General features: G+C 32.9%; 16 protein-coding genes. 4 read left to right on the forward strand and 12 right to left on the reverse strand.

Translation table 11 applies throughout. The annotated features are described in order from the left end of the window. Positions 1-246: 246 nt before the first annotated feature. Entirely contained in the window at positions 247-840 is a 594-nt protein-coding gene (gene miaE, locus LL966_RS06960; protein ID WP_229351613.1) for a tRNA-(ms[2]io[6]A)-hydroxylase, read from the reverse strand. A 149-nt stretch (positions 841-989) separates the two neighbouring features. Continuing rightward, positions 990-2264, reverse strand: coding sequence for a serine hydroxymethyltransferase (gene glyA, locus LL966_RS06965; RefSeq protein WP_229351615.1), 1275 nt, complete (start codon positions 2262-2264; stop codon positions 990-992). 109 nt (positions 2265-2373) lie between these two features. Between glyA and fahA the strand changes: the two genes are divergently transcribed. Continuing rightward, complete coding sequence (gene fahA, locus LL966_RS06970; RefSeq protein ID WP_229351618.1) at positions 2374-3657, forward strand: fumarylacetoacetase; 1284 nt, start codon at positions 2374-2376, stop codon at positions 3655-3657. A gap of 153 nt (positions 3658-3810) precedes the next feature. On the opposite strand, the gene LL966_RS06975 is transcribed toward fahA, so the two are convergent. After that, positions 3811-4851 (reverse strand): agmatine deiminase family protein, encoded by a 1041-nt coding sequence (locus LL966_RS06975; protein ID WP_229351620.1) that lies wholly within the window; start codon positions 4849-4851, stop codon positions 3811-3813. A gap of 187 nt (positions 4852-5038) precedes the next feature. Here LL966_RS06975 and LL966_RS06980 point away from each other — a divergent pair, with 187 nt between their 5' ends. Continuing rightward, positions 5039-6553, forward strand: coding sequence for a choice-of-anchor I family protein (locus LL966_RS06980; RefSeq protein WP_229351622.1), 1515 nt, complete (start codon positions 5039-5041; stop codon positions 6551-6553). A 204-nt stretch (positions 6554-6757) separates the two neighbouring features. Further along, complete coding sequence (locus LL966_RS06985; RefSeq protein ID WP_229351625.1) at positions 6758-8017, forward strand: OmpA family protein; 1260 nt, start codon at positions 6758-6760, stop codon at positions 8015-8017. Positions 8018-8339: 322 nt separating this feature from the next. Here the strand turns inward: LL966_RS06985 and LL966_RS06990 are convergent, their stop codons facing one another. The 7 genes from LL966_RS06990 to clpB all read right to left on the reverse strand — a co-directional run bounded on the left by LL966_RS06990 (position 8340) and on the right by clpB (position 16385). Then, positions 8340-9230, reverse strand: a complete 891-nt coding sequence (locus LL966_RS06990; RefSeq protein ID WP_229351629.1) for a carbon-nitrogen hydrolase — start codon at positions 9228-9230, stop codon at positions 8340-8342. Between the two features lie 81 nt (positions 9231-9311). Then, positions 9312-9785 carry a DUF6169 family protein gene (locus tag LL966_RS06995; RefSeq protein ID WP_229351631.1) on the reverse strand — a complete coding sequence of 158 codons (474 nt, stop codon included), beginning with the start codon at positions 9783-9785 and terminating at the stop codon, positions 9312-9314. Between the two features lie 320 nt (positions 9786-10105). After that, entirely contained in the window at positions 10106-10519 is a 414-nt protein-coding gene (locus LL966_RS07000) for a hypothetical protein (protein ID WP_229351633.1), read from the reverse strand. A 299-nt stretch (positions 10520-10818) separates the two neighbouring features. Continuing rightward, positions 10819-11703 (reverse strand): DUF808 domain-containing protein, encoded by an 885-nt coding sequence (locus LL966_RS07005; protein WP_229351635.1) that lies wholly within the window; start codon positions 11701-11703, stop codon positions 10819-10821. Positions 11704-12099: 396 nt separating this feature from the next. After that, the gene (locus LL966_RS07010; RefSeq protein ID WP_229351637.1) at positions 12100-13131 is read right to left on the reverse strand and encodes a hypothetical protein; all 1032 of its coding nucleotides are present in this window, start codon (positions 13129-13131) and stop codon (positions 12100-12102) included. A gap of 23 nt (positions 13132-13154) precedes the next feature. Further along, a complete protein-coding gene (locus tag LL966_RS07015; protein WP_229351638.1) occupies positions 13155-13646 on the reverse strand; it encodes a T9SS type A sorting domain-containing protein in 492 nt (163 codons plus the stop codon). A 141-nt stretch (positions 13647-13787) separates the two neighbouring features. Next, positions 13788-16385: an ATP-dependent chaperone ClpB gene (clpB, locus tag LL966_RS07020; RefSeq protein WP_229351641.1), complete on the reverse strand. Its 2598-nt coding sequence runs from the start codon at positions 16383-16385 to the stop codon at positions 13788-13790. Between the two features lie 206 nt (positions 16386-16591). Between clpB and ytxJ the strand changes: the two genes are divergently transcribed. Further along, entirely contained in the window at positions 16592-16981 is a 390-nt protein-coding gene (gene ytxJ / locus LL966_RS07025; RefSeq protein WP_229351644.1) for a bacillithiol system redox-active protein YtxJ, read from the forward strand. 160 nt (positions 16982-17141) lie between these two features. Here ytxJ and LL966_RS07030 read toward each other — a convergent pair whose 3' ends face one another. Together LL966_RS07030 and LL966_RS07035 are read right to left on the reverse strand one after the other, a co-directional pair. Continuing rightward, the gene (locus tag LL966_RS07030; protein ID WP_229351646.1) at positions 17142-18305 is read right to left on the reverse strand and encodes a hypothetical protein; all 1164 of its coding nucleotides are present in this window, start codon (positions 18303-18305) and stop codon (positions 17142-17144) included. Continuing rightward, the gene (locus LL966_RS07035; protein ID WP_229351648.1) at positions 18302-19303 is read right to left on the reverse strand and encodes a DUF2157 domain-containing protein; all 1002 of its coding nucleotides are present in this window, start codon (positions 19301-19303) and stop codon (positions 18302-18304) included. The genes LL966_RS07030 and LL966_RS07035 overlap by 4 nt, the downstream gene beginning before the upstream one ends.

Genomic DNA, 19303 nt, shown 5'->3' on the forward strand with positions numbered 1-19303 from the left:
GAAATTTTAGATTTTAGATCGAAGATATTAGATTAACAAAAACTCGAACTTGTGAACAATTACTGACTTGAGTTTGCGATAGCGCTTTTTAATTTCACAAAGATTCGCAAAGCTTTCACAAAGATTCACAAAGTTTCTAATTGGAGAGCGTTTCGACTCCGCTCAACGTGACAAACGTAAAAACTGAAATCTGAGACTGCGACCGTGACTGAACACTAAAAGCCTGAACAATGAACCCTAAAATAACTACCCGTGAATCGTCTCTCCTTTTCCGTAATTGGTAATGATAGATTCTTCAAATTCTAACCATTCTCTCCAGCGTTTTTCAACGTCGATTCCTTTTCCGTATTTACGAGCGTATGTGATAAATGTGGTATAATGTCCAGCTTCGCTTTCCATTAATTCTCTATAGAAAACAGATAATTCTTCATCTTTAATATTTTCAGAAAGAACTTTGAAACGTTCGCAACTTCTCGCTTCGATCATTGCAGAAAATAATAATCGTTCTACAAGTCCTGAAACACGGCTTCCGTCACCGCTTTTTTTCATGTATTGGTAGAGTTCGTTTACGTAATCGTCTTTACGTTCGCGTCCTAATTTTAGTCCTCTTTTGATGATAATATTGTGAACTTGCTCAAAATGATCGATTTCTTCTTTGGCTAAAGCCAATAAATCTTTCACCAAATCCTGATGCTCAGAATTATTTGTAATGATCGTAATCGCATTTGTTGCTGCTTTTTGCTCGCACCAAGCGTGATCCGTTAGAATTTCTTCTATGTTTTTCTCAACAATATTTACCCATCTTGGGTCGGTTGGCAATTGTAATCTTAATACGCCCATTTTTTTTAAGTCTTAAAGTTTAAAAGTCTAAAGTCATAAAAAGTTATTGTAAAACCTAAAAAGAAAAATCGAAGATCAAAAACTAAACATAGAAATTCACATTCCATTTTAGACTTTCAACCTTCGACTTTATGACTTTTGACTAATTTTTAATATGCAAAAATTGGTCTTTCGCTCATTAATTCATTTACTTCTTCAGCAACTTCTTCGATAACGTCCTCATCTGTATGATTAGCTAATACTTTGTCGATTAAAGCTACGATAGTTTCCATATCTTTTTCAACTAAACCACGAGTTGTGATTGCAGCTGTTCCAACACGAATTCCAGAAGTGATAAATGGTGATTTATCATCAAAAGGAACCATGTTTTTGTTTACTGTAATTTCAGCTTTCACTAATGCATTTTCAGCTTCTTTACCAGAAATATTTTTATTTCTTAAATCAATAAGCATCATGTGGTTATCAGTTCCGCCAGAGATAATATTGTAACCTCTTTTTACGAAAGCATCAGCCATAGCGTTTGCATTTTTTTGCAATTGCATTGCATAAGTAAAGAACTCATCTTTAAGCGCTTCACCAAAAGCAACCGCTTTAGCAGCGATAATGTGCATTAAAGGTCCACCTTGGTTTCCAGGGAAAACAGCTAAGTCTAATAATGAAGACATCATTCTGATTTCTCCTTTTGGAGTTTTTAAACCTTGTGGGTTTTCAAAATCTTTCCCCATTAAGATCAAACCTCCACGAGGTCCTCTTAATGTTTTGTGTGTTGTTGTAGAAACAATATGACAATGAGGAATTGGATCGCTTAATAATCCTTTTGCAATTAAACCTGCAGGGTGAGAAATATCAGCAAATAAGATTGCTCCTACGCTGTCAGCAATTTGTCTGAAACGAGCAAAATCCATATCGCGAGAATAAGCAGAAGCTCCTGCGATAATTAATTTTGGCTGTTCTTTAGTTGCAATTTCTTGAATTTTATCATAATCTAAACGACCAGTTTCAGCATCTACACCGTAAAAAACAGGACGATATAAACGACCAGAGAAGTTTACAGGAGAACCGTGCGTTAAGTGGCCACCGTGAGATAAATCGAATCCTAAAATAGTATCACCAGGATTTAAACAAGCATGATAAACTGCTGTGTTTGCTTGAGAACCTGAGTGAGGCTGTACGTTTGCATATTCAGCGCCAAATAATTCTTTAGCTCTGTCAATAGCAATTTGCTCGATAACGTCAACTACTTCGCAACCGCCGTAGTATCTTTTGCCCGGATAACCCTCAGCATATTTGTTAGTTAAAACAGAACCAGCTGCTTCCATTACTTCATCACTTACAAAATTCTCTGAAGCGATAAGCTCTAGTCCGTGAATTTGTCTTTCTTTTTCCTCTTGGATAAGATCAAAAATTTGTTCGTCGCGTTGCATTTCTATGTTTTTCGTTAATTTCACGCAAAAATACAAAAAAACGTTTGTCAAACTGCTAGATTATGATATATTTGACATACAATTTTTCAACAAATAATTAACATTAAACATGCCTATAACCGCCAACGATACCAGTAGAAAATCATGGTTAGAAGTGCCAGACAATAGCGACTTCCCTATTCAGAATATTCCTTTTGGCGTGTTTCTTACCAAAGAAAATGTCGTTACAGTAGGAACAAGAATTGGCGATTATGCTATAGATTTAGGGGCTTTACAACAATTAAACTATTTTGAAGGAATAGATTTAACCGATGATATGTTTATGCAGGATACGCTAAATGATTTTATTTCTGACGGAAAAAAAACATGGCGTTTGGTTCGAAATCGTATTGCTGATATTTTTGACGAGAACAATCCACAGCTTAGAGATTCAACAAAACACCGAGATATTGTTATATTTAAAATCGAAGATGTAGAAATGCAATTACCCGTTTTAATTGGTGATTACACCGATTTTTATTCGAGTAAAGAACATGCTACAAACGTAGGTAAGATGTTTCGCGATCCAGAAAATGCTTTATTGCCAAACTGGCTTCATATTCCGGTTGGATATCATGGAAGAAGCTCTACAATTGTTCCCTCTGGAATTCCGGTTCACAGACCTATGGGGCAAACGCTGCCTGCTGGACATGAAACACCCGTTTTTGGTGCGTCACGTTTAGTAGATTTTGAATTAGAAACTGCTTTCATCACAACTGATGTGAATGTAATGGGAGAAAACATTCCAACTTACGAAGCGGAAGATTATATTTTCGGAATGGTTTTATTAAATGACTGGAGCGCGCGTGATATCCAGAAATGGGAATATGTACCACTCGGACCATTCTTAGCTAAAAACTTTGCGACTTCTATTTCTCCATGGATTGTGACTATGGATGCTTTGGAACCTTTTAGAACTAAAGGACCAAAACAAGATCCAACGCCTCTTCCTTACTTACAAACTAAAGGTAAAAAAGCCTTTGATATTCATTTAGAAGTTTCATTAAAACCTGAAGATCAAGAAGAAACCGTTATTTCTAAGTCAAACTTCAAATATTTATATTGGTCAATGAGTCAGCAATTAGCACATCATACTTCAAATGGATGTCGTGTAAATTCTGGTGACATGATGGGTTCTGGAACTATTTCGGGACCAACTCCAGACAGTTTTGGTTCTATGTTAGAATTAACTTGGGGCGGAAAAAATCCGTTGAAATTAAACGATGGAAGTGAACGTAAATTTATTGAAGATAACGATACAGTAATCATTAGAGGTTTTTGCGAAAATGCAGAAGTAAGAATTGGTTTTGGAGAAGTTGCTAGTCAGCTTTTACCTCCCTTTATTAGAGCATGAAGAACAGATCCTGAATCTGAAGAAATATAGAAATTAAAAACCTTGGTGAGAGCCAAGGTTTTTTTATATGGTTAAATTTTCAACCATATAAGTAATTTAAGTTCAATTAAAATCAAACTTAAATTACTTATATTACTTATATGGTTTTATTCATTAAGCCGGAATCTGCTGGCTCAAACAATGTAATGTTCCGAATCCCCAAATAAAATCAATACAGCTTATTCCGATTACTTCTCTGTCAGGGAAACATTCTGATAATATATTCAAAGCTACTCGATCGTTGCTATCATTAAATGTTGGTACTAAAACGCAATTATTCAAAATCAAGAAATTAGCATAACTTGCTGGTAATCTTAAATCTTCAAAATCGACACGTTTTGGCATTGGCAACGCCACGATAACAGGAGATTTTCCGTTTTCTAATTTTGCGTTTTGCAAACGTTTCAAATTGTCTTGCAAAGGTTTATAATTCGAATCGTTTTTATCAGTCTCTACAATGGTTACAATCGTATCTTCATTTACAAATCGGCATAAATCGTCGATATGTCCGTGCGTGTCGTCACCTTCAATTCCGTCTCCTAACCAAATTACATTCGTAACTCCAAGATATTCTTTAAAAACTGCTTCGTAATCTTCTTTTGTAAAACCTGCGTTACGAACCTGAATGGTTGGGTGCATTAAACACTCTTCCGAAGTCAATAAAGTTCCTTTTCCATTTACATCAATCGCACCACCTTCAACAATTACAGGTTTTCCTTTGTACATAACCTGCGTTAACGGAACATCAATAAATTCAGCAACTTTACCTGGAACAAATTTATCTAGTTGATAGTTTTTATATTTCGCCCAGCCATTAAAATTAAAATTTAAAGCCTCTCTTTTTGAACCATTTTTTACAACAATTGGTCCAGAATCACGCATCCAGCTTCTATTGGTTTTATGGATGATATAAGAAACATTTTCAGTTTTAACGCGAGCTCTTTCAAGCATATCGACAACTTTTTCTTTTAGTTTTTCATCAGCTACAACCAAAAAAACCGTTTCGAAAGTAGCTACTTTTTTGATGAATTCTACAAAAGCCCATTGAACAGCTTCATATTTTCCTGGCCAATCTTTGCCATTGTGCGGAAAACATAAAACAATTCCTTGCTGTTTTTCCCATTCTGCTGGAAACCTTCTATTATTTGTTGACATAAATACGTTCTAATTTAGAAAGTGCAAAGATAAGCATTCGTTAGGATTATAAAACATTTGGTTGCAATTCATGTTTTATTTCACAAAAAATATCTTGCAAAATTTAAGTTAAAGATTATATAATACATTCTTAATATTTAACATAAAGCACAGAATTACTTTTGCACTCGAAACTAAAAACTAACACATGAAAAAATTATCGATCTCATTGCTAGCTGCCCTTTTGATTTTGGCAAGCTGTAATAATGATGAAAACAACAACGAACCAGAAGTAGTTGTAAACGAAAATCCAGGAACTTTTAAAGAAATTGGATCTATTACAATTGGCGGAGAAGCTGCTGCTGAAATCTCTGCATATTGCGAAAAAACAAAAAGACTTTTTACAGTAAACAATAGCGGTGTTAACCAAATCGATGTTATTGACATTACGGATCCTGCAAAGCCAGCAAAAATCGGAAAGATTGACTTAGCCACTTATGAAGGTGCAGCAAATAGTGTTTCTGTTTTTGATGGAAAATTGGCTGTTGCTTTAGAGTCTACTGCAAACAAACAGGCTAATGGAAAAGTGGTTATTTTCAACACTTCAGATTACAGCTTAATCAAACAAGTTACAGTTGGTGCGTTACCAGATATGATTACTTTTTCTCCTGATGGAAAATTTATCATGACTGCTAATGAAGGTGAGCCAAATACAGATTATTCACAAGATCCAAACGGAACTATTTCTATTATAGAAACAAGTACTTATACTGTTACAACTTTAGATTTTGCTTCTTTCAGCGGACAAGCGGCTGCTTTAGCAAAAGACGGATTTAGAATTTCTAAGGCTGCTAAAAGTTTCGCTCAGGACATTGAGCCAGAATATGTTACTATTTCTGATGATTCTAAAACTGCTTGGGTTACTTTACAAGAAAACAACGGTGTTGCAAAAGTTGATTTGACTACTAAAACAATCACTGCAATTTATCCTTTAGGCTCAAAAAACTACAATACTGCAGAAAATGCAATTGACGTAAGCGATCTTGACGATAAAATTGCTTTCAATCCTTGGAAAGTAAAAGGACTTTATATGCCAGATGCTATTAGTCATTTCTCTGTTAACAATGTTCCTTATTTTGTTACAGCAAATGAAGGTGACGCTAGAGAATATACAGCAAATACAGATATTAAACGTATGAAAAGCATGAAGCTTGACGCGACTGTTTTTCCTGATGCTGCTACTTTAAAACTTGATGCAAATTTAGGAAGATTAAACCTTGTTGCTGATATGGGTGATACTGATGGAGACGGAGATTTAGACGAATTGGTAAGTTTTGGTGCTCGTTCTTTCTCTATTTGGAATGGAAATACTGGAAAAATTGTTTACGACAGTAAAAATGATGTTGACAAGAAAACGAACGAATTAGGAACTTACGATGATAAAAGAAGTGATGATAAAGGTTCTGAACCAGAAGCAGTTGTTGCTGCAAAAATGGGAAATCAAAACATTTTATTTGTTGGTTTAGAAAGATCTGATGCTTTTATGGTTTATGATGCATCGAATCCAACTGCTCCACAATACTTACAAACAGTAAAAACAGGAGATGCTCCAGAAGGAATTCTTTTTATTCCTGCTTCAAAAAGTCCTACTAAAAGAAGTTTATTAGTTGTAAGCAGCGAAGGTGATGGAAGTGTTAAAATTTATCAGCCAGATTTGAAATAATCTTAAAATTATAGAAAATTTTAAAAGAGCAAAATATAAATTTTGCTCTTTTTTTTGCTTTTTATTGGTAGTTAATTAACTAATTTTCATAATTATAAGCCAAAACATGGAAATTATGTAATTGGGTATACAACACTTACTTCAAACGTGTGGTCTAATTTTGTCATGAGTTTAAAATAAAAAAACAATTTAATTTTTGATATCATGAAAAAGAAATTAGTATCAGCATCTTTATTATTACTATCCTTTGCCGCCGGTGCACAAAATATGGCTCCAACTTCTACTAAGCCAAGTACCGAGCTAGAATATAACAAGTGGTCTCTTGAACTTAACGGTGGTGTAAACAAACCAACAAGAGCAATGACGCCAGGTTATACAACAGAATCAGCAAACTTCTTTCACGGAGATTTAGGTGTAAGATATATGTTTAATCCAAAATTTGGTTTGAAATTAGATGTTGGATATGATCAATTTAAAGAGAAAAAAGACACTCCTGATTTTGAAAGCCGTTACGTAAGAGCGAGTTTACAAGGAGTTGTAAATATTGGACGTGCTTTAAACTTTGAAACTTGGACAAATACAATCGGTCTTTTGGCACATGGTGGTTTTGGAGTTTCACAAATTAGTACTGAAACAGGATTTGGAGGTCAAGATTACATGGCTCACGGAATTGCTGGATTAACAGGACAAATTAGATTAAGCAACAGAGTAGCTTTGACCGGAGACTTAACTGGAATTGTTAACGGAAGACAAAACTGGAATTTTGACGGAATGGGTAATACCACTACTGGATCATTTGATGGTGTTTTATTAAATGCTTCTGTTGGTTTAACTTTCTACTTAGGAAAACAAGCAAAACATGCTGACTGGGTTGGTGAGGAAGACAGAATCGGAGAATTGGAAAAAAGAGTGGACTTAATCGAAACTGGTCTTATTGATTCAGATAAAGATGGAGTTGCTGACTTATACGATTTAGAACCAAACAGTATTGCAGGAGTTGCAGTAAATACAAAAGGACAATCTATTGATACTAACCAAAATGGTGTGCCAGATGAGTTAGAAAGCTATTTAGATAAAACTTACGAGAAAAAAGGCGCTGGAACAAATACAAACAACACTGTTGAAGAATTAATTAACGGAGGTTATGTAAATGTTTATTTCGACTTTAATTCATCTAAACCAACAAACGCTTCTTTATCTGGTGTTGATTTCTTAGTGAAATATTTGAAAAACAATCCAGGAAAATCTGCTGATATTATTGGTTATGCTGATGAAATTGGTAACACAAGCTACAACACTGAATTATCTAGAAAAAGAGCTGAAGCTGTGAAAAAAGTAGCAGTAAACGCAGGAATCGATGCTTCAAGATTGAATGTAATCGCTAACGGAGAAGATACTTCAGTTAACAAAAATTCTAAAGAAGCACGTCAAATCGTGAGAAGAGTTACTTTCCAAGTGAAGTAATATCTATATAAAGCTAAAAACAAGAAAAGGAGCTATTCAATTGAATAGCTCTTTTTTGTTATCAAAAAAAGAGCTTTGAAAAAACTAGATTCTGAATACTTATTAAGCTTCGGAGAAGCGAAATATTTATAGCAAAGAATAAATGTTTACAATATAAAGCTCCAGCGGAGCGACATATATAGATTGTGAAAAAAAATATGTCGCTCCGCTGGAGCTTTTTCATTTGTCATATTGAAATTCTATAAATATTTCGCTTCTCCGAAGCTTACAAAAAAAGGGCAAAAAATAGTATTTTGCCCTTTTTATATTTTAGATAAATCTATTATTTATCGATTGCTCTTTTTACAATATCTCCAAAAGCATCAATTCTTCTATCTCTAAAGAATGGCCAGTTCTGACGAACATTTTCTTGTAAATCTAAATCCACTTCTGCAATTAAGATTTCTTCTTTATCATGAGAAGCCTGAGCTAAAATTTCTCCTTGTGGTCCAGCGATAAATGAAGCTCCCCAAAATTGAATTCCTTCTGTTCCTTCAATATATTTTTCAAGTCCAATTCGGTTTGCGGCTGCAACGAAAACACCATTTGCAACGGCGTGCCCTTTCATTACGTTCATCCAAGCACCGTACTGATTTTCTCCGTATTGCTCTTTTTCTTTTGGATGCCATCCAATTGCTGTTGGATAGAATAATACCTCTGCCCCTTTCAAAGCTGTAATACGTGCTGCTTCTGGATACCATTGATCCCAGCATATTAATGTTCCAACAGTTCCTTTTTTAGTTTCGATTGCTTGGAAACCTAAATCTCCTGGCGTAAAATAGAATTTTTCATAGAAATGCGGATCGTCTGGAATGTGCATTTTACGGTATAAACCTGCTTCTGTACCATCTGTATCGATGATGTAAGCACTGTTATGATAAATTCCAGCCATTCTTTTCTCGAAGAAAGGAACAATAATTACTACTCCTAATTCTTTTGCCAATTCGCTGAAAGCAACAAATGAAGTACTGTACAATGGTTCTGCTAATGCAAAATTATCAACATCTTCGCTTTGGCAGAAATAATGACTGCTATATAATTCAGGAAGTAAGATTACCTCTGCTCCTTGGCTTGCAGCATCTCTTACCCAACTGATACATTTTTTAAGATTATTTTCAGCAACATCATTCAGGTTTAACTGAATTACTGATATTTTATATTTTCTTTTCGGCATGACATAAAATTTAGAGTGCAAAAATAATACTTTTTAAAGGAATGGCAAAGTCTATAACTTTTATATAACAGTGCAATAAATTTATTTAAAAACAGTAAATTCTTCTAATTGTAAATTAACTTCTTCAATAATTTCATTAGTATTATAAAACCTTGTTTTGAAAATAAAACTCAAATGATAAATTATATTTTCATGCTCTACTTCATATTTAAAATTGATTTTAGAAAATTCATTATTAGAAGTATTTCTATACCATTTATCAAATAGTTTTTGCCTAAAATCTTGTTTAAAATCTACACTATCACAAACATAATTTAATACAATATCAGGATTGTTTTCAAAGAAGTCATTTATAATACTAGTTATTGTAGTTTCAATGAAAGGGTCACTAAGAAACTTTTGATTATTTGCTTCATAAAAATCTATTGAATATAGTTTTTCAAAAAAAGTATTATCAAGATTCATTTTATGAAAACTGACAAAATATTCTAATCCGTGTTTTGTAGTAAAATAAAAAAGAGGGTATAAACCCTCTTCTGAAATATATTGATACATAAAGAAATATTATTTTTTCTTTAATCTTGCTATAACTTCTTTTCGATGTTCTTCTTTTAAATCGACCATTTTTTTAAGAACAGAAACAGTCTTAGCATTTGGCTTTATGATTATTGTTTTTTCCATAATTGTTTTTGAATTATAAAACAAATGTAAGAAAAAAAAATATCATCTATTTAAAAATAACAGAATTAACTTTGCAGTCAAAGCTTACTAATCTTACAATTTGATCTGAATTAAAAAACCATTTCACATCAGTTTAAAATCAAACTTCTGTAAAATGGCTTATCAACCTAAAAAAATATCAACTAAATTAGCTGTTACTCGATCACTACTTTTTGAGTAAGGAATTCTGTTTCTGATTTTTTGAATTTAATTTCGAAAGTTCCTTTTGTTGTAGATTTGAATTTGTAAACTGTCTTTTTTGGTTCTGGTACTTGTTGCGTACAAACTCCTTCTGCTGGATATTTTGCAACTACCTGCAAACCTTTTACTGCTCCAATTGTTACTTCTGAGATCTTATCAAATTCTCCGCAAGCATTATCTACAACATATGTTACATCATAGCTTAATTCATCATTTACTTTTCCTGTCGCTGGTCCTTTGATTTCTGTTGCTAAAGCTGCTTTTGAAGTTGAAGCTGGAACTTTTTCATCATCGTCATTACTGCATGAAACAAATGCAATTGATAAAAATAATACTACCAAAACTAATTTTAATCTAAAACTTTTCATATAAAATAATAATTAATTGTTAATTACTATGAAGACGGAGCTTGGTTGCAATGGTTGCTTACATAAAATGTTAAAAAATTTCAACAAAACATTAAACAACTACAAATCAACAACTTATTCAATAAAAAAATATTTATAAAATAACGTTATTTCTTATAAAAATAAATTTCTGACTCAACAACGATAGCTCTATGAAGAACAGAACTTTCCTCAGAAAACGATTCTATCTGCTCTTAAAACAAAAAAAAAAAAAACATCAGCGCTAACTGATGTTTATTTAAGTATACTTTTAATTTGTCTTAAGCTGTTTTCTTTTTAAAAATCTTTTTGAAGATGTTTACAACTACTAAAACTAAAAGTCCTAGAGTTAATCCAACTGTAAATTCTTTGATAATTAAAGGGATTTTAATTTCTTCTGACAAATGGTGAAAAAATGGAATTTGATGTACAAATATTCCTCCAGCAACCAAAAGCAAAGCAATTGTACCTATAACAGTTAAACCTTTTATAACTAACGGAAGCGCTTTTACCAATAAATTTCCAATAAATCTTGATGGACTTTTTTCGCTTTTACTATATTTTAATAACTTATAACCAGCTTCGTCCATACGAACAATAAGCGCTACAATTCCGTAAACTCCTATTGTTGCAATTAATGCGATTATCGATGTTACAATTATTTGCTGTGTCAAAGGTTCCTCTATAACAGTTCCTAATGCAATAATTACGATTTCAACAGATAATATAAAATCGGTTACGATAGCAGATTTTATTTTTCCTTTTTCAATGACTAGAATTTGTTCTTCTGTTAAATCCTCATTGGTAATTCCCTCTGATTCATCGTGTTTGTGCGGAAAAAAATATTCATATATTTTTTCGGCTCCTTCATAAGCTAGAAAAAGTCCACCCAGAACCAAAATTATTATAATAGCAATTGGAAGAAATGCACTTAATAAAAATGCAATGGGAAGAATAATAATTTTATTCAATAAGGAACCTTTACTGATTGCCCATAAAACCGGTAATTCTCTCGAAGAAGCAAATCCAGAAGCTTTTTCTGCGTTGACCGCTAAGTCGTCGCCAAGAATTCCAGCTGTTTTTTTTGCAGCAACTTTACTCATTACTGCAACATCATCCATGATTGCTGCGATATCATCTAATAGAACAAAAAAACCTGAAGCCATTTTTTAAATTTATTTTTAGTGATGCGAATCTAGACATTTTGCCTTAATCTTCCCAATAATATTGCATCAAAATTCGTCCTTTTATTCGTAATTTTCTGTAATATGCTTCTAGCTACATTGCCCAAGCAAAACCCATAGAATGATGAAAACTATAATAGTTCCGAAACAACCTCCGCCTAACTTTTTAGCACCATATCCTGCCAACAACCCTCTAAAAATATTGTTCATGATTTTAAATTTTAATTAATAATTTGCTGATTTTTATTTATTTAAAATTGAACTATTTTTTAGAATAATTTGTTATATGAATTGAGTGAAAAGTTTCAGAATTTACGGTAAAAAAAACACCAGTCTTTTGACCGATGTTTCAATGCATCTAAAAATATTTTCTACAAATTAATCTGTTGTTAAAATATCTCCCCTGTTTACCAAAAATGCTTTATCTGCGATTCCTTGGCCTGTAGGAGGAGCTGCCGGAGTTTGCCCGTCTAATTGGATGTAATTTCCTTTAGAAGTTAATTTTTTTAATCTGCTTAAAATTAAATTAATTTGAGTACTGGAAAGAGCATTATTTCTAAAAGTAACTCCCTCATTATTATTAACAAAAGTCAATAAAGGTACATCTATAGAAGTAAGAACAGGATTGTTTGTAAAATAAAGTTCTATTGATTTTGTTAGCAAAGGAAAAGAAATCGATGTTAAAGAAGAATTTCTTGAAATATTTGTATCACCTGAATAGCTTATTTTCAAAGCAGGAAATGAAACTGAACCTAATTTTTCATTTCCCATTATTTTTAAATCCTTATAAATTTCGCTGAGATTACTAAAATTTACAGTCGTCAAATTTAAATTATCACTTACATTGAGGTCTATAATTTTTTTTACCATGCTCAAATCAACAGTAGTCAGATTTGTTGTACCCATAATATAAATATTCTCTGTGTAAGGACCGTATTCGGCTTGTATCTGTGTCGCCGCCTGCACATCTGTAATGTCACCAGTTAACATTATAGTCGTTTTTCCTTTACTTGCACTACTTCCAGCATATAAAGCATACGGAACGCTTAAAAGCTGACTAGTACCGCTAATCGTATAATTAGTTCCTCCCGCTGGATCTATTTCTGTTTTTATAAAATGTGATCCTGCACCCCAGTCAATCCCCGAAAATGTACCAGTAACTGGAGTTCCACCCCCTATTTCTATTGTTGCCAATCCGTTAACGTTTGTTGTTGTAGTCTGAGTTTCTACATAAGAAGCCGTTCCTGTTGAAGAACCTAATAAAATACTTGTTTTTATACCAATTGACGTATTTACAAGTAAGGCACCATCTGTTTTACGAATTACTGATTGATAATTCATTTTTTGAGGAGCTTGGGCGAATAAGATTGTAGAACTTAATAATAGTAATGCGAGAGTAATTTTTTTCATATATCTGTCTGCAGTTTAGAATTTTATTTTTTAATGATTTTAAAAGTTTTTATAGTTTTTGAATTGCTGTTTATTCTAAGAAAATAAACTCCTTGTGATAATCCATGCATGTTAAGCGTTGTTTCCGAAGCTATTATCTTTGAAGTCTTGGATACTATTTTTCCATTAATATCAAATAAATCGTACGCTAAATTATCTAGTTTATCATTAGTAATATTCAAGTTTAAAACATCAACCGTAGGATTTGGATAGGCAGTCACAGTTAGATTGATTTCTTTAAATTCATCAATACCTAATGTCGCAATTTCATAAGGTTGCTGAATTCCTTCTTGGCCAGAACCTCCACTTCCTTGCAATCTCAAATCTGCAATTTGACCAATAGAATAACTTGATGTTCCACCTGTGCCAGTACCTTTTCCGCCAGTGGCAACAATATTTTCCTGCGAATAGGCTTTTCCCACAAAGAAGAAGATAGATAGCAATAAAATTAGAAATGTTCTTTGGTTTCTTTTCATATAAATGATTTAATAGTTCGAATCAAATATATACTATTTCTTACAGATATAAAGATTAAAAAACAGTAAAAAACAACTTTAATATTAAAAAAAAAGCATCAGTATTTTACTGATGCTTTTCTAAGATTAACATAAAAAAAATTATTTAGCTGTCTGGTTTCTAAAAACCAATTGACCATCAAAAGCATCTAACAAAATAATGCTATCTGTTGTAATATTTCCGGCCAAAATTTCTTTTGACAACTGATTTAAAACTTCTCTCTGAACCACACGTTTAACAGGTCTTGCTCCAAAATGAGGATCGTAACCTTTATCTGCCAAATAAGCAATGGCTTCTGGAGTTGCATCCATTGTAATACCTTGAAGCGCCAACATTTTAGTAACGCTTTTTAACTGCAGGCTAACAATTCTTGAAATGTTTTCAACGGTAAGTGGTGTAAACATTACAATTTCGTCGATACGGTTGATAAACTCAGGACGAACAGTTTGTTTTAATAATCCTAAAACTTCATTTTTAGCTGCTTCTGTAGCTGCTTCAACGCTTCCTTTTAGATTTTCAAATTTCTCCTGAATAATATTACTTCCCATATTTGAGGTCATAATAATAATCGTATTTCTGAAATCAGCCAAACGGCCTTTATTATCTGTTAAACGTCCTTCGTCTAGAACCTGCAACAAAATATTGAACGTATCAGGATGCGCTTTTTCAATCTCGTCTAAAAGCACAACCGAATAAGGTTTTCTGCGAACCGCTTCTGTTAACTGACCTCCTTCATCGTAACCAACATATCCTGGAGGCGCACCAACTAAACGGCTCACACTGTGACGTTCTTGGTATTCACTCATATCGATACGAGTCATGGCATTTTCGTCATCAAAAAGATACTCCGCCAAAGCTTTCGCTAACTCTGTTTTACCAACTCCAGTTGTTCCTAAAAGCAAGAATGATCCAACAGGTTTTTTCATATCTTGTAAACCTGCTCGGCTTCTTCTAACCGCATCACTTACTGCTTCAATCGCTTCTTCTTGACCTACAACACGTTTGTGTAATTCGTCTTCAAGATGCAATAGTTTTTCTCTTTCGGTCTGAAGCATTTTTGTAACCGGAATTCCTGTCCATTTTGCTACAACTTCAGCAATATCTTCTCTGGTTACTTCTTCTTTTATTAAAGAATTTCCAGATTGAAATTCTAACAATTGTTTTTGCAAAGTTTCCTGACGTTCTTGCGCTTCTTTTATTTTTCCGTAACGAATTTCAGCTACTTTTCCGTAATCACCATCACGTTCTGCACGTTCTGCTTCGTATTTAAAGTCTTCAATTTCGTGTTTTACAGCCTGAATTCCATCAACGATATCTTTTTCCTGTTTCCATTTTGCATAGATTTCGTTTCGCTCTTCTTTTAGGTTGGCCAATTCCATACCTAAAATTTTCAGTTTGCTTTCTTCTTTTTCACGTTTAATAGCTTCGATTTCGATTTCCAGCTGCATAATTTTACGATCCAAAACATCTAATTCTTCTGGTTTTGAATTGATTTCCATACGAAGTTTAGAAGCCGCCTCGTCCATCAAGTCGATTGCTTTATCTGGTAAAAAACGATTTGTAATATAACGCTGAGAAAGTTCTACTGCGGCAATAATTGCTTCGTCTTTGATCTGCACTTTATGATGCGTTTCGTATTTCTCTTTAATTCCACGTAAAATCGAAATTGCGCTTTCTGTATCGGGTTCGTCGATTAGTACTTTTTGAAAACGTCTTTCAAGCGCTTTATCTTTTTCAAAATATTTTTGATACTCATCTAAAGTCGTTGCACCAATAGCTCTCAATTCTCCACGCGCCAAAGCTGGTTTCAAGATGTTCGCTGCGTCCATAGCGCCTTCTCCTCCACCCGCACCTACAAGGGTGTGAATCTCATCGATAAACAAAACAATATCTCCATCTGCAGCTGTAACTTCTTTTACAACCGATTTCAAACGTTCTTCAAATTCTCCTTTATATTTCGCTCCGGCAATCAAAGCTCCCATGTCAAGTGAGAAAACGATTTTATCTTTTAAGTTTTCCGGAACATCACCGTCAACAATTCTGTGTGCTAAACCTTCTGCAATTGCTGTTTTACCAACTCCAGGTTCTCCAATAAGCATTGGATTATTTTTTGTTCTACGAGTTAAAATCTGCAGTACGCGTCGAATTTCTTCATCACGGCCAATTACAGGATCTAGTTTTCCTGTACGAGCTAATTCGTTTAAATTTTTAGCGAATTTGTTTAATGAATTATAAGTTTCTTCAGCTGAAGCCGATGTTACTCTTTCACCTTTACGTAATTCTTCGATTGCTGCTTTAAGACCTTTACCAGTAACTCCCTGATCTTTTAAAATTTGAGAAACTTTACTTTTTGAGTCAAAAATAGCCAAGATTAAGTGTTCGATCGAAACGTATTCATCGTTCATCTTTTGTGCTATAATTTCAGCTTCATTCAAAGCTTTGTTTGCGTCTCTAGAAAGCATAACATCTCCTCCAGAAACTTTTGGAAAACTTTGAATTGTACTGTCCAAAATTTGAAGAAATAATGGAACATTTACATTTAATTTTTTCAGAATAAATGGCGCTACGTTCTCATCTACTTCAAAAATAGCTTTGAAAATGTGTTCATTTTCAATTTGCTGCTGGCCATTTCGCTGTGCTAATTGCTGCGACAACTGAATGGCTTCCTGCGATTTAATAGTAAATTTATTTATGTTCATATTTTTATGATTTGATTGATTTTTTATTTTAAATATTCGATTACATTAAAGTTAAGACTTATTGAGATATTTTTTTAACCCAAAAGATTTAACTTTGCTTTCGGATATTCAAATTATATTCCACAGTAAAAACAAAGACAAAATGACGTAAAAAAAGACGGTTTTAATCAGTTTTTAATGTCAAAAAGTCATAAAACAAGCCAAATATGAGTTTTTTTAATTCAATCTTCGGAAGTTCAGAGAACTCAGAAGCTCCAAAAAGTAAAGTTAACTGGACAGAATTAACTGACATTATTCAATTGATGGAAATTGAAGCAATATCTAAAGAAAAACCAGTTGTTATTTTTAAACACAGTACAAGATGCAGTATCAGCCGTATGGCTTTAAAACAATTTGAAAGAGAGTTTGATCTTGAAGAAGTTGTTGATACTTATTTTCTTGATTTAATTGCACACCGCGATGTTTCTAATGAAATTGCAAGTAGATTTGGAGTGTATCATGAATCTCCACAATTGATTTTAATTAAAGACGGAAAAGCGGTTTATGATGTTTCACATAGCGATATTAATGCTGAAGCATTGAAAAGCAAAGTATAGTTTTTTTGCCACAGATTAAAAGGATTCAAATGATTTTCTGATCTTTGTCATATCGCCACGAATTACACGAATTCTCACTAATTAATTTGGGTAAATTCGTGTAATTCGTGGCAAGACAAAAGAAATCATTTTAATGCTTTTAATCTGTGGAAAACTTAATTTAAAAACTTCCTCCAGATCCTCCTCCACTAAAACCGCCATCTCCAAACTCCATTGGTGAAACTGTTTTTATTTCTGGTTTCATTCCGAACGTAGATGCTATCACTAGTGCTTCGGCATTTAAAAAATTATCTGAATGATTAATTCTATCTGGTTTAAATGTTAATCCATTTTCTTTTTCTTTCAATTTTTTTATTGAAAAATAAGCTATGGCAAACAAAGCTAATCCGCCTAATGTAAGCGCAACTTCGATTGGCAAAACTGCGTAGTAAAATCGAATTGTATAAAATGAAAATCCAATCGCTAGAAAACTTAGCCATAGCATTATTCTGTCCTTTGTTCTTAATGCCTGAACCAAATAAATAATTGGAACTATAAATGTAAATGCATAAAAGAAAAACGCAAACGGAATATCGGTTCCTGGTTTTACTTCAGTTCCTAAAAGCTCCCCAGATAGTTCTCTAACAACTAAATAATTACAAGAAAAATAAAACAGAACCAAACAAAAACTATTTGCCAGTAAAAGTCCATTGTAATGGTAACTTTTTGTTAGATTCTTGATTATTTTTTTTGTTATAAAATAAAACGCTCCTGCAAAAACCATTGCAACAAAAGGTAAAATAGCTTTTCCGACATCTCCAAATTCAAACATTTCAAAAAACAAAAATGCAGTTACCGCTATGCAAAAAATCAACATTGACAGTACATGCAAATAACGCAGAAACATAAAAAGAGCAGCAACAGCCACAAAAAAAGCGATTACAGTTTCATAATCTTCAGTTGTTATGGCTATAGCAATTCCAACCTGTGAAATAGCGCCTAAAATAAAAGCGTCATCTAAACCGTGATTATGATACTCTTGATTAGCAAGCAATTCTGATCCTGCAAAACCAATGGCAGCAAAAATGTAAAAACAAATTTGCAGGTAAATATCTTCCGAATTTAATCCAAGCAAAGAAATCATTCCGCAAATAGAACTATACAGGAAACTTCCCAATAAAAAGAAACCTATTCGAACCAAAATATTATTTTGCCCTTTTAAAACAGGCAACTCTTTTTCTATAAATTTTTTCTGTTCTTTATTAATAAAACCTCCTTTGTACAAAGTATCAGCTTCATCAATCAAAAATTCATTATCTAACTTTTTTTTATCGTGTGCTATCATGCTTCAATTTCTTTATGGAAGTTTTTAATCAATTTAATAAACATTATAATCGAGCCCACGAAATATGCTGGAAGAAGTAAAATAAAAAGTGTCCACATATCACTAAAATCTACATTCTCAAAAATTCTGAACACAAAAATATTACCACCGATGTAAGCGTAGACAATCATAAATACGTATAAAGACATTGCTTTATAATCGTAACTGGCTTTATAAAAATAATAGGTAGAAACTGCCAAAATAAGGGCAAATATCATCCAGGTCAAAGTGTCATAACTTAATAAATTACTAATTGACGCAATACTAATAATATGCAAAGCAAAAGTTAGAAAAACCAAACCAAAATGTGTTTTTAGAGAAATTCGTCGGCTGTAAATTGTCCATAAAATCAATAAAATACCAAGCATTACTGCCGAATAACTCAAGTTTTGGCTTGCATAAAAATTATTACTGTCGTTAAAAATATCTTGTGGCGTAACAGAAAGTCCAACATAAGCTGCCAAACCTGTAATCGCAATTGTTAGAACACTTCTATTATCAAAATAGTAAGCACAAAAGAAACTTACAATAGTTGGGACTAAAGTTGCTAATCCGTAATGTTCTCCAAATGGTTTGTATTGAAATTGCAGATAACCTATAAAAATACAAGTCAAAATATTGCCTGCCAAAACCAAATATTCTACAACAGGATGATCAAAAGTAGTTTCTTGTTTCTGAAATCCTTTCGAATTTTTAAAACAATAGTAAAAACAAACCACGATGACAACTAAGAGCAAAGAAAGAATTGCGATATGCCCTATTGAATCGATGTTTTCATAAATCAAAATACCGATTCCTGAAGTAAATAATATAACAGACAAATAGAGAAATAATTTTAATTCTGCATTCAATGAAAAGAGATTTAAATTCCGATATGTTTTTATTTCTTCAAACTGATTTTCAGTAATTAAACCTTTCTCAAAAAGCTGTGCAGTGGCTTGCTCTTTAAATTTTTCCAT

Source organism: Flavobacterium chungbukense (assembly GCF_020805785.1).
GTDB classification, from domain to species: domain Bacteria; phylum Bacteroidota; class Bacteroidia; order Flavobacteriales; family Flavobacteriaceae; genus Flavobacterium; species Flavobacterium chungbukense.

What these genes read in the sequence shown, in the direction of transcription:
- miaE (WP_229351613.1), bottom strand. Translation starts at nt 840, where the DNA reads ATGGGCGTATTAAGATTACAATTGCCAACCGACCCAAGATGGGTAAAT.
- glyA (WP_229351615.1), bottom strand. Translation starts at nt 2,264, where the DNA reads ATGCAACGCGACGAACAAATTTTTGATCTTATCCAAGAGGAAAAAGAA.
- fahA (WP_229351618.1), top strand. Translation starts at nt 2,374, where the DNA reads ATGCCTATAACCGCCAACGATACCAGTAGAAAATCATGGTTAGAAGTG.
- LL966_RS06975 (WP_229351620.1), bottom strand. Translation starts at nt 4,851, where the DNA reads ATGTCAACAAATAATAGAAGGTTTCCAGCAGAATGGGAAAAACAGCAA.
- LL966_RS06980 (WP_229351622.1), top strand. Translation starts at nt 5,039, where the DNA reads ATGAAAAAATTATCGATCTCATTGCTAGCTGCCCTTTTGATTTTGGCA.
- LL966_RS06985 (WP_229351625.1), top strand. Translation starts at nt 6,758, where the DNA reads ATGAAAAAGAAATTAGTATCAGCATCTTTATTATTACTATCCTTTGCC.
- LL966_RS06990 (WP_229351629.1), bottom strand. Translation starts at nt 9,230, where the DNA reads ATGCCGAAAAGAAAATATAAAATATCAGTAATTCAGTTAAACCTGAAT.
- LL966_RS06995 (WP_229351631.1), bottom strand. Translation starts at nt 9,785, where the DNA reads ATGTATCAATATATTTCAGAAGAGGGTTTATACCCTCTTTTTTATTTT.
- LL966_RS07000 (WP_229351633.1), bottom strand. Translation starts at nt 10,519, where the DNA reads ATGAAAAGTTTTAGATTAAAATTAGTTTTGGTAGTATTATTTTTATCA.
- LL966_RS07005 (WP_229351635.1), bottom strand. Translation starts at nt 11,703, where the DNA reads ATGGCTTCAGGTTTTTTTGTTCTATTAGATGATATCGCAGCAATCATG.
- LL966_RS07010 (WP_229351637.1), bottom strand. Translation starts at nt 13,131, where the DNA reads ATGAAAAAAATTACTCTCGCATTACTATTATTAAGTTCTACAATCTTA.
- LL966_RS07015 (WP_229351638.1), bottom strand. Translation starts at nt 13,646, where the DNA reads ATGAAAAGAAACCAAAGAACATTTCTAATTTTATTGCTATCTATCTTC.
- clpB (WP_229351641.1), bottom strand. Translation starts at nt 16,385, where the DNA reads ATGAACATAAATAAATTTACTATTAAATCGCAGGAAGCCATTCAGTTG.
- ytxJ (WP_229351644.1), top strand. Translation starts at nt 16,592, where the DNA reads ATGAGTTTTTTTAATTCAATCTTCGGAAGTTCAGAGAACTCAGAAGCT.
- LL966_RS07030 (WP_229351646.1), bottom strand. Translation starts at nt 18,305, where the DNA reads ATGATAGCACACGATAAAAAAAAGTTAGATAATGAATTTTTGATTGAT.
- LL966_RS07035 (WP_229351648.1), bottom strand. Translation starts at nt 19,303, where the DNA reads ATGGAAAAATTTAAAGAGCAAGCCACTGCACAGCTTTTTGAGAAAGGT.